Origin of the sequence: Caulobacter radicis (assembly GCF_003094615.1) — a bacterium.
GTDB classification, from domain to species: Bacteria; Pseudomonadota; Alphaproteobacteria; order Caulobacterales; family Caulobacteraceae; genus Caulobacter; species Caulobacter radicis.
Map to the genome: position 1 here is coordinate 56927 of NZ_QDKO01000006.1, position 10804 is coordinate 67730.

General features: G+C 71.7%; 10 protein-coding genes. 5 read left to right on the top strand and 5 right to left on the bottom strand.

The window, feature by feature from the left end:
- Positions 1-11 precede the first annotated feature (11 nt).
- Genes vapC through DDF62_RS01430 form a run of 4 tightly spaced genes read right to left on the bottom strand, consistent with a single transcriptional unit; the run spans position 12 to position 2887 of the window.
- Positions 12-422: a type II toxin-antitoxin system tRNA(fMet)-specific endonuclease VapC gene (gene vapC / locus DDF62_RS01415; protein ID WP_116487451.1), complete on the bottom strand. Its 411-nt coding sequence runs from the start codon at positions 420-422 to the stop codon at positions 12-14.
- On the bottom strand, positions 422-643 hold the full coding sequence (gene vapB / locus DDF62_RS01420; protein WP_116487466.1) for a type II toxin-antitoxin system VapB family antitoxin: 222 nt from the start codon (positions 641-643) through the stop codon (positions 422-424). Before vapB ends, vapC begins: the two co-directional genes overlap by 1 nt.
- 49 nt (positions 644-692) lie before the next feature.
- Positions 693-1568 carry an alpha/beta fold hydrolase gene (locus tag DDF62_RS01425; RefSeq protein WP_116487452.1) on the bottom strand — a complete coding sequence of 292 codons (876 nt, stop codon included), beginning with the start codon at positions 1566-1568 and terminating at the stop codon, positions 693-695.
- A 2-nt stretch (positions 1569-1570) separates the two neighbouring features.
- Positions 1571-2887 carry an MFS transporter gene (locus tag DDF62_RS01430; RefSeq protein ID WP_116487453.1) on the bottom strand — a complete coding sequence of 439 codons (1317 nt, stop codon included), beginning with the start codon at positions 2885-2887 and terminating at the stop codon, positions 1571-1573.
- A gap of 160 nt (positions 2888-3047) precedes the next feature.
- Here DDF62_RS01430 and motA point away from each other — a divergent pair, with 160 nt between their 5' ends.
- The 3 genes from motA to mnmC2 all read left to right on the top strand — a co-directional run bounded on the left by motA (position 3048) and on the right by mnmC2 (position 6215).
- Positions 3048-3917: a flagellar motor stator protein MotA gene (gene motA, locus DDF62_RS01435; protein WP_101717163.1), complete on the top strand. Its 870-nt coding sequence runs from the start codon at positions 3048-3050 to the stop codon at positions 3915-3917.
- Between the two features lie 156 nt (positions 3918-4073).
- On the top strand, positions 4074-4379 hold the full coding sequence (locus DDF62_RS01440) for a hypothetical protein (RefSeq protein ID WP_116487454.1): 306 nt from the start codon (positions 4074-4076) through the stop codon (positions 4377-4379).
- Between the two features lie 69 nt (positions 4380-4448).
- A complete protein-coding gene (gene mnmC2 / locus DDF62_RS01445) occupies positions 4449-6215 on the top strand; it encodes a tRNA (5-methylaminomethyl-2-thiouridine)(34)-methyltransferase MnmC2 (RefSeq protein WP_116487455.1) in 1767 nt (588 codons plus the stop codon).
- 113 nt (positions 6216-6328) lie between these two features.
- Here the strand turns inward: mnmC2 and DDF62_RS26440 are convergent, their stop codons facing one another.
- Positions 6329-7558 (bottom strand): OmpA family protein, encoded by a 1230-nt coding sequence (locus tag DDF62_RS26440; RefSeq protein WP_116487456.1) that lies wholly within the window; start codon positions 7556-7558, stop codon positions 6329-6331.
- A gap of 731 nt (positions 7559-8289) precedes the next feature.
- On the opposite strand from DDF62_RS26440, the gene DDF62_RS01455 reads away from it, so the two are divergent.
- Complete coding sequence (locus DDF62_RS01455) at positions 8290-9585, top strand: MFS transporter (RefSeq protein ID WP_116487457.1); 1296 nt, start codon at positions 8290-8292, stop codon at positions 9583-9585.
- Position 9586: 1 nt separating this feature from the next.
- Positions 9587-10594: a helix-turn-helix domain-containing protein gene (locus tag DDF62_RS01460; RefSeq protein ID WP_116487458.1), complete on the top strand. Its 1008-nt coding sequence runs from the start codon at positions 9587-9589 to the stop codon at positions 10592-10594.
- Positions 10595-10804 lie beyond the last annotated feature (210 nt).

Here is a 10804-nt window from a genome sequence, read left to right on the forward strand (position 1 = left end):
GACGGGCGGGGTTAGACCCCGCCCGCCAGCCAATCTTCGCAGCGCAGGCCCTCGACCCGTTCGAACTCTCCGAGGTCGCCGGTGACCACCACCAGCCCCCGGGAGCGCGCATGCCCTGCGATCAGCAGATCGTAGCCGCCTATCGATCGCCCTGATCGTTCCAGCACGGCCCGGATGTCCGCGGCGTGATCCGCCGCGGATGCGTCGAAGGACAAGACCTCCAGGCGCGCCGCGAACTGCTCCACGGCATTCCGATGATGCTCCGGCCGCGCGGACTTGGCTGCGCCATGCAACAGCTCGGTCAGGACGATCGTCGAGATGCACAGGGCGTCGGCATTCAGGTTGAAGCGATCGCGCAGGCCCACCGGCCGATCCCTGAGCACGTGGATGCACAGGTTCGTGTCGAGCATGTAGCGCAGCATCAGAAGCTTTCACGCTTCTGCGGTGCGGGCTGGTCGCGTTCTCCGAGATCAATGCTCGGCCCGACAAAGAAATCATCCCAAGCTGCGTCCGCGGGCACGATCACGCGCCGCTTTCCCTCGCGCAGCACCGTCACCGAGCGCACTCCTTCGGGAAAGGCCACATCCTTCGGCAGGCGGACCGCCTGGGATCGGTTGGACTGAAAAAGGGTCGTTCGGACCATGGCGGACTCCGGGATATACATTCAGTATATCCCGACTTCCCACTGACGCCTACCGCCCTTCCCGCACTGCCCGGACGCCCGCCAGGATCGCCTCGACCACGAAGCCGGGGTCCTCATGCGGCAGGCCGTGGCCCGCCGTTGGCGCGATGGTCTGGGTCGAGCGGGACGACAGCGACAGGAACCGCTTCTGCAGATCCTGGGTCACCGCCTCCAGTTCGACCGCCAGGGGCTCGCCCAGCTCCGGAACCATCCGCCATTTCGGACTGTGGGTGGCCACCACCACCGGCTTGTCGCCGAGCGATTGCAACGCCCGCGCCTGGGCGCTGCTGGCGGCGAAGTCGAGGTTTTCGGGATTGAGGCTGGGATCGCGCGGCATCTGCGTGAGAAAGCCTCGGGCGTCGGTGATCGACCTGGGTTCGCCGGGCGTCGCGGCCGGCAGCGTCGCCAGCCACGCCGTCATCTGATCGGGATGGGTCGAGGAGACCAGCACCAGACCGGCCGTCCGCTCCGGATAGCGGGCGGCGAAGACCTGGGCGTGCAGGCCGCCGATCGAGTGCCCGGCCAGCAGGTACGGTGGCGCGACCCCGGCCGCGCGCAGCGCCGCATCGAGGTCGGCGGCCGCGTCGGCGCTGGTGCGTGGCCCGCCCCTTGGCGCCGGATCGCTGGCGCCAAGGCCGGCGCGGTCGGACAGGCAGATCCTGGTCGCCTCCGAGACCCGGGCGGCGATGCGGCGCCAGGCCTCATCCTCGACCGACGCACTTCCCATGCCGGCGTCGACGACCACGGTCGGCGCGCCCTGGCCCTGGCAGTCCAGCCGGATCATCCGCCCGCCGCCGACGTCGAAACGGCCGTCCTGGGCGAGGGCCGGGCCGGCGGTCGCCGCCGACAGCGCGACGATCAGTCCGAGCGCCCGCCGAACATCCATGATCACACCCCGCCCTCGTCGCCGCGCTCGAGCCCCGCGATGGTCGCCTCGTCGGCGGCGTCGGCGTCGCTGACCTTGCGCAGCACGGCCTGGCGCAGAGCATAGACCAGCATGGCCGCCAGGATCAGGGCGTTGAGCACGAACGGCGCCCAGCGCACGGCCTCGTAGAGCAGCACGAACAGCGGGGCGACCACGACGTTGAGGCCGTTGATGGCGGCGATGGCCCCGGCCGCGCCGGCCTGGTCCTTGGCGTCGACCGACAGCGAGGCGCCGGCCGTGAAGCCCGGCCGCGCGAAGCCGTAGCCCAGGGACGAGACCGCGTAGCCGATGGCGACCGCCGCATAGTCCGGCGCGAAGGCGACGACCACGTTGCCCAGCGCCGCCACCGCCACGCCCCAGCGCATCAGCTCGCGCGGGCCCATCGAGAACATCCGGATCAGGCCCCATTGGGCCAGCAGGCCGGCCACCGCTCCCGCCGCCATGGCCAGGGTGATGAAGCCCTGGGCCTTGACCGGCGCGACGCCCAGCTTGTCGATGATCAAGAAGCCCAGGGTCTGGGTCTGTGCCGTCTGGCAGGTGGCCACCAGGAAGCCGAACAGCAGGAAGGGGGCCAGGCGGGGGTCGCGCCACAGGCTGTCGCCCCGCCGCAGCGACGGAAAGGCCAGGCGCGCGCGCGGCTGCGGCTCGCCGGCCGTGACGGGGGGCGTGGTCTCGTCCAGGCCGCGCTTGACGATCCACATCATCACCGCCGCCAGGCCGGCGAAAGCGAACATCGGTCCGGCCAGCCCCACCACCGGCAGCACGAACAGCGGCGCCAGCAGCGGCCCGACCACCGTGCCCAGGCCGAAGGCGCCGGCCAGGGTGGCCATGGCCTGCGTGCGTTCTTCCCGTTTCGTCCGGTCGGCCAGATAGGCCTGGGTGGCCGGATTGGCGGCCGAGCCGAACAGGCCAAACAGCGCCCGCGCCAGCAGGAACAGCACGAACACCACCATCGGCGGCATGAGCTGGTGCAGCCCCGCGCTGACCACGAAGGCGCACAGGGTCATCGACACGCAGAACCCGCCCAGGCCCAGCAGGATCAACGGCTTTCGCCCCCGCACGTCCGACCGCTTGGCCCAGAACGGCGAGGAGATCGCCCACAGCAGGGCCGACAGCGAGAAGATCGCCGCCACCATGGCGTCGGGGATGCCGATCTGGCGGCCGATGGCGGGCAGCACCGACAGCATGCCCGTATTGCCCAGCGCCGTGGCCGCCGACACCCCGAACAGGATGGCGAAGGCCCGCCGGTTGACCTGTTGATCTTGAGCGGCGGCAGACATCGAACAAACGTTAGAGGGGGTTTGCGCCCAGGGGAAGGCCCCGCTTTCATCCGCGCGGCGCCGCGCCATCCGGTCGCGGATTCGCAGGCCCGGCCCGATACCTTGGATTAAGCATTAACGGCGATGATGCCGGCTGAAATCCCCGGGGCTCCCTGACGTCATGTTCCAGATCATCGGCATCGTGCTGCTCTTCGCACTCGTGTTCGGCAGCTACCTGATGGGCGGCGGCAAGATGGACGTGATCCTTCACGCCGCGCCGCACGAACTGATGGCCATCCTGGGGGCGGGCATCGCCGCCTTCCTGATCTCCAACTCGATGACGGTCATCAAGGCCACGGCCGGCGGTTTCGGCAAGATCTTCGCCGGCCCCAAGTGGAAGGCCAGCGACTATCGGGACCTGCTGTCGCTGCTGTTCCTGCTGACCAAGACGATGAAGTCCAAGGGCGTCATCGCCCTGGAAAGCCACATCGAAAAGCCGCACGAGAGCTCGATCTTCTCGCGCTACCCCAAGATTTCGAAGGACCACTTCGCCGTCGACTTCATCTGCGACACCCTGCGGATGATGACCATGAACCTGGAGGATCCCCACCAGGTCGAGGACGCGATGGAAAAGCAGCTCGAAAAGCACCACCACGAGGCGCTCGAGCCGGCCCACGCCCTGCAGTCGATGGCCGACGCCCTGCCGGCCCTCGGCATCGTCGCCGCCGTGCTGGGCGTCATCAAGACCATGGGCTCGATCACCGAGCCGCCGGCCGTGCTCGGCGGCATGATCGGCGGCGCCCTGGTCGGCACCTTCCTGGGCGTGTTCATGGCCTATGGCCTGGTCGGCCCGATGGCCGCCCGCCTGCAGGCCGTCGTCAACGAGGACGGCGCCTTCTACAAGATCATCCAGGCGGTCCTCGTGGCCCACCTGCACGGCAACGCCGCCCAGATCAGCGTCGAGATCGGCCGCGGCAACGTTCCCAGCGTCCACCAGCCCAGCTTCATCGAGCTGGAAGAGGCGCTGACCCAGATCCCGAACGAGGCCTGATCCTCGCGCCCGATCCGTACACGTCATGATCACGCCGCCGTGATCTTTGGCTTGCAACGGCGCGTGAAAAGCGGTTCCTTGCCTTGGTGCGGCCCGGCCTCGACGCCGGGCCGTCGCCATTTCAGGCCGCAAGGCCAGTCGCAAGGGATGCCCCCGATGACCACCCAAGTCCTCCGCAAGATCCTCATCGCCGGCGCGGCCATGACCGCCCTGTCGCTGGCCGCCTGCGGCAAGAAGGACGAGGCTCCCGCCGCCGACGACAAGGCCGCCGCCGCGGCCGCCGCCGGCGCCAGCGAAGTGACCGCCGCCGACGCCGCCGGCGCCGAGGGCCAGGCCATGGCCGACGCCAACAAGGCCGCCAGCGACGCCGCCGCCGAGCCGGACGCCGTCTCGGCCGCCGAAGCCCCGGGGACCGCCCCCGCCGCCGCCCCGGCCGAAGAGAAGAAGACCGAAGGCCACTAAGGCCTTTCGATCCTTCGAAAGATCCCGAAGGGCCGTCCGCGAGGGCGGCCCTTCTTCTATGATGGCGCCATGACTTCCGACTCTTCCCAATCCCCGCTGGTCTGGCGCGAGGACGGCCTGCCGCAGTCGCGGCTGTACGGCGACGTCTACTTCTCCAGCGCCGACGGCCTGGCCGAGACCCGGGCGGTGTTCCTGGACGGCTGCGGCCTGCCCGGCGCCTGGACCGGGCGCGACCGCTTCGTGGTCGGGGAACTGGGATTTGGCACCGGCCTCAACATCGCCGCCCAGCTGGATCTTTGGCGGCGCGAGAAGCCGGCTGGCGGTCGCCTGAACATCTTCTCGATCGAGGCCCACCCGATCACCCGCGACGAGGCCGCCCGCGCCCTGGCCGTCTGGCCGCAGCTGGGCGAGGCCGCCCAGGTGCTGCTCGATCATTGGCCGAGCCCGGCGCGGGGCTTTCACCGCATCGACCTGCCCGGTTTCGACGCCACCCTGGACCTGGCCGTCATGGACGTCTCCGAGGCCCTGGCGGCCTGGAGCGGCCAAGCCGACGCCTGGTTCCTGGACGGCTTTTCGCCGGCTCTCAATCCGGCCATGTGGAGCGAGGAGATCCTCGCCGCCGTCGCCGCCCGCACCGCGCCCGGCGGCCGCGCCGCCACCTTCACGGTCGCCGGAGCCGTGCGCCGGGGCCTGGCCGCCGCAGGCTTTTCCTGGGAAAAGCGCCCGGGCTTCGGCCGCAAGCGCGAGCGGCTGGAGGCGACCTTCCCCGGCGACGTCGCGACGCCCCCGCGCCCGAAGAGCCTGGCGATCATCGGCGGCGGGATCGCCGCCGCTTCGCTGGCGCGCGCCGCCCGCGCCGAGGGCCTGGCGGTCACGGTGTTCGACGCCGACCAGGCCAAGGCCTCGGGCAATCCCGCCGCCCTGGTCACGCCCGCGCTCGACGCCGGCGGCGGGCCGCGCGCGGCCCTGCCCGCCCAGGCCCTGGCCCGCGCAGCCGCCCTCTACGACGCCCTGCCGGACGCGGTGCTGGCGCGCGGCGTGCTGCGCCTGGCGACCGGTCCACGCGACCCCGACCGCTTCGCCGCCGTGGCCGAACAGGACCTGTTCGCGCCCGGTGAGATGATCGTCCTCGACGCCGACGAAGCCGGCGCGGCCCTGGGCGAGCCGGCGGCCGGCGCGCTGCGCATGAACCTGGCCCGCGTGGTCGATCCCGCCGCCGTCCTGGCCGCCTGGCGCGGCGAGGCGACCGCCGCCGAGGTTGCCCGCCTGGAGAAGGTCGAAGGCGGCTGGCGCCTGTTCGGCGCGGACGGGGCGCTGCTGGCGACCGCCGACGCCGTCGTCCTGGCGGCCGGCGCCGATCTGGCCCGCCTGTGGCCGCAGGCGCCGATCCGCCCGGTGCGCGGCCAGACCAGCTGGACCGGCCCGACCGACCTTTCCGTAACGCCCGCGGCCTTCGGCGGCTATGCGGTTCCCACGCCGGACGGCGGCGTGCTGTTCGGCGCCACCCACGACCGGGGCGAGACGGCCAGCGACCTGCGCGACGCCGACCACGACCGCAACCGGGCCGCCCTGGCCAAGGGTCGGCCGGAACTCGCCGCGCGGCTGGCCGACATGCCGCTGGACGGCCGCGCGGCCGTGCGCGCCACGACCGCCGACCACCTGCCCCTGGCCGGCCCGGTTCCGGGGGCGCCGGCGGGCCTCTACGTGCTGGGCGGCCTGGGCGGACGAGGCTTCGCCACCGCGCCGCTGCTGGCCGAACACGTGGTCGCGCTGATGCTGGCGGCGCCTTCGCCCCTGCCCCGCGACCTGGCGGCGCTGGTTGAGCCCCACAGATAGCCCTCCCCTTGATGGGGGAGGGGAGACCCGCCGCACAAAGCAAAAGGCCCCGGAGTTTCCTCCGGGGCCTTCGCATTCGTCGGGAAGCCTAGAGCCTCCGTCCGACCTCGATCTTAGAAGTTGATCGAGATGGTCGAACGACGGTTCAGCGGTTCCTTCACGCCGTCGCCGGTGGCGACGGCCGGGGCGGTTTCACCCTTCCAGTCGACCGCCAGGGCCGTGCCGGGCACGCCCAGCGAGACCAGACCATCGGCCACGGCCTTCGCACGACGTTCCGACAGGCGGACGTTGTACTTCGGCGAGCCCGAGGTGTCGGTGTGGCCCACGACCGTGATCTTGGTCGCGTTGCCGCCCTTGGCGTAGTCGGCGGCCTGCTGCACCACGGCCTGGGCTTCCGGCGTCAGCACGTACTGATCGAACGGGAAGTAGACCACGAACTCGCGGGCCTCATACGCCGGCGGAGGCGGCGGGGGAGGCGGCGGCGGGGGCGGAGGCGGCGGCGGCGGCGGCGGGGGAGGCGGCGGCGGGGGCGGAGGCGGGGGAGGCGGCGGCGAGACGAAGGTGTAGCGCACGCCGAGCGTGATCGACGTGTCCTTGTAGTCGCCTTCGAACTTGCCGACGTCCGTCACGGCGCCGCCGGCCGGGCCGACATTGCTCGTCACCGAACCCCAGGTGAGGTTCTTGGCCACCAGGTAGCGGCCCGTCAGGTCGATCGACCAGTTCGGGGTCACATCCCAGGCCAGACCCAGCAGGCCCTGGTAGGCGAACGCCTGATCGACGTCGTCGATGCTGGTGTTCTGGATGCGGGCGCCGCCGGCGGGAACGCCGCTCAGCTGGCCGTACACCTTGTTGTGGACCCAGGCCGTACCGACGCCGGCGCCCAGGAACGGACGCCACGACGAGTCGGGCAGGAAGTCATAGATGACGTTGGCCATCAGGGTGGTGGCCTTCAGCTCGCCGTTCGGCTCGCCGCAGGTCGGGCTGGTCACCGTGCGGATCGGGCCGGCGGTGCAGAGGCCGATCGGCTGCGGACGCGAGGCGTTCTCGCCGCGCACGCCCTTGATGTCGCCGCCGCGATAGCCGTACTCGCCTTCCACGCGCCAGTTCGGCGAGATGCGATAACCGAGACGGGCAAAGGCCGCCCAGTCTTCGTCCGTCGAGAAGGTCCAGTCGTAAGGACGGCCGTCGGTGGCGTTCACCGACGAACTCGTCTCAACGCCCTCGGTCGAGTGGTAACCGACGTCGCCGGCCACATACCATCCGCTCAACGCGCTTTGGGCGGAGGCGCCGGACGCCGCGCAGAGCGCGACGGTTGCGACGCCAGCCAGCAACCCGAATTTCATGATGAGAACCCTCTAATAAAGTTAGCCTGGACGCCCCCCGCGGGGCGGCTTCCATGACGACAAACGCACGACTTCGCAAATCGGATGTGGCGCCAGCGCCACAGTGGGGGAGTTTCGTCGAATTCTCGACAAAATGGTCCTCCGACGATCGGAACACGGACGTCGGCCGCCGCGAGGCGCAGGCCTTCGGCGCCGCAGCAATGGTCGCGTAGTTCGCCCGCGAAATCCAGATCAACCCAGGCGATTATTTCAGATATCAACGACCAGCGATCGACGTTCTGCCGACAAGCCCCGCCCGGGCGGAGGCGACCGGCGACGCATCGTGCGCGCCGCCGGTCACGGGCCCGGCGGCGATCGCCCCCACGACCAGCCATCCTGACCACCCTCACGTCCCCGCCGCGTTGGAGGATGCGGCGAAGCCCTTGGAACGGTTCGCCTCGACGCCGCCACCGCCTGTGGAGTGCGCGACGACGCCGAGCCGCCCCCAATCGCGCCGCCGGGGACGAGGGATCGACGACCCGTCGCGGCGCTGAGAACCCGCCTCCGTCGCGCGGACGGGACGTTTGCGCGAGCGCTAGCACCGGGCCGCCGACGCTGTCGCGTCCCAAACCTGGAACGTTTTGTCATTCCCGGGACCGCCAAGGGCTGGACAGCCCCCGGCGTTCGGTTAACTACGACTGGCAAAGATCCGCGCGGGGGTGTGGATCACCTGAGCTTGGTGCCTGAAGAGCGTGACGTCGCGTCCGGACCAGTATCCCCTGCTCGACGTCTCCGGGGTGGCGTTGCTGGCAGCGGGCCATTTCATGGCCTTCGTCGATCGGGCCGTTCCCAGCGTCTATGCGCCCGCGCTCAAAGCGCAGTTCCACCTGACCGACACCCAGCTTGGCGCGCTGCAGGGCCCCGCCTTCGTGGCGCTCTACGTCGCGGCCACCCTGCTGGCCGGCCATCGCGGCCACCGCCTGCCGCCCGCCCCGCTGCTGGCCGGCGCCGCCGCCCTGTGGACCGCCGCCACGGCCGCCCTGGCCTTCGCCCAGACCTATGAAGGCCTGCTCGCCGCGCGGCTGGTGCTCGGCTTCGCCCAGGCCGCCTTCGCACCCGCGGCATTGGCCCTGATCGTCGCCGCCGCGCCGCCCCAGCGGCTGTCACGGTGGGTGTCGATGTTCACCTCGGGATCCTCGATGGGCCGCAGCGGCGCGCTACTGGCCGGCGGACTGGCGCTCGGCGCCTTTTCCGGCGGCCTGCTGAGCGCCTTCGGCCACGCGCCCTGGCGGGCCGCCATCGTCCTCCTGACCCTGCCCAACCTGCTGCTCGTGGCGCTGCTGGCCTGGCGGCTGCGCGGGCTGAGGCCAAGCCCGTCCGACGACCAGGGCCTGGGAAGCGCGATCGCCCGCCTGGCCGCGCGCCCGGCCGGCCTCGGGCTGCACTTCCTGGCGTCCGGCTGCGTGATCCTGGCCGTGCAGGCGGCCGCGGCCTGGGCGCCCTCGATCGTCAATCGCGCCTGCGGCCTGCCCCCCGCCGCCAGCGCGCTGCTGGCCGGCGCCGTGGTGCTGGTCGCCGCCCCGAGCGGACACCTGGCGGCCGGCTGGCTGATGGATCGCCGCCTGCGGGCGGGCGGCGGTCCGGCCCTGGTCCTGGCCGGCGGCATCGCCCTGGCCGTCCTGGGCGCGGCCCTGCTGGCGGGCGCGAGCACGCCGGCCGTCGCGGCGGCGGCCCTGTTCCTGATCACCGCCGGCGGCGGCGGCGCGGCCCTGGCGGCCCTGGCCGGCCTTCAGCCGCTGAGCCCCGCCCCCCTGCGCCCGCCGATGAACGGCCTGTACCTGGCCTTCGTCACCGTCGCCGGCCTCGGCTTCGGACCGCTGCTGACCGGCGTGGTCAGCGACCGCCTGTTCGCCGGCCCGCACGGCCTGGCCATGGCCCTGGCTCTGGTCACGACCCTGGCCGCCGCCCTCGCCGCCTTCGCCGCCACCCTCGGCGCGCGCCCCTGGCGAAGACTGGCGCGCGAGACCCTCAAGGCCGCGAACGCCTGACATGCCCACGAGCGCCGCCGCCGACAGCTTCCGCTTCTCCAGCGACGACCATCCGGTCGACGAGGCCTTCGCGCTCTACGCCACGCTCTATTCACGCGGCTCCGACGTCAGCCGCGGCGATGGCCCGTTCTTCGCGCGGGTGCGCGGCTGGCGACTGGACAAGGTGCTGCTGTTCGAACGCCGCCTGTCGGGCGTGGTCCATGCCCGCCGCGAGCGGATCGCCGGCGACGGCTTCGACCACTTCGTGCTGACCCACGTGCTGGAAGGCCAGGTGCGGCTGCAGGCCCCCGGTCCGCCGCGCCTGCTGAAAGCGGGCATGAGCGTGCTGCTCGACACCCGCCGCCCGATGCGAACCGAGCACGACGACGCCCTGATCCTGACCGCCAGCATCGCCCGCGACGTCATCGAGGCGGCCCTGGGGCCGGCGGGGCGGCTTCACGGACAGGTGCTGGCCTCGCCCCACAACCTGGTGCTGGCAGACTTTCTCGCCGCGTTGGCCCGCCACGGCGACACCCTGGCCTCGGCCGCGCTGCCGGCCCTGGGCCGGGCCTTCGTCGACATCCTGTCATCGGCGGGCGGCGACGCCGCGCGCGCCGGCCGCGAGGACCAGCGCCGCGATCTCTCGCGCCGCGAGGCCGTGCGCCGCTTCGTCATTCCGCGCCTGGCCGACAAGGCGCTGTCGGTCGAAGCCATCGCCGCGGGCGCCGGCATCTCGCGCTCTTCGCTCTATCGCCTGTTCGAGAAACAGGGGGGCGTGGCCCGCTTCATCCAGCTGATCCGCCTGGACGCCCTGCGGCGCGCCCTCGACACCCAGGGCCCCGCCGCCTCGGACGACGCGGCCCTGGTCCAGCGCCTGGGCTTTTCCAGCCCCGCCCAGATGGCCCGCCTGTTCGCCGACACCTACGGCGCCACGCTGGCGTCCTACCGCGCCGCCCTGGAGGACAAGCCCCGCGACGACCCCGGCGTCAGCAAGCAGCGCTGGGACGGATGGCTGGGGGAACTGGGGTGAGCGCGAGCGCGCGTCGCCGATACCCTTATCCGGTCATGGCAAGTTAAAGCTAAACCAGTACGCGCTCCCGCCGACCTAGAATCATAAGCGGGTCAGCTTGCCCGCATCGTCGCATCTAGGGGCGGATGATGGTTGCTGTGGTGGCTGGCGCGGGCCTTGGGCTGGAGCGCAGTTCGGGTTTCGTCCTGGGAAGCAACGGGCAGCTGGGCC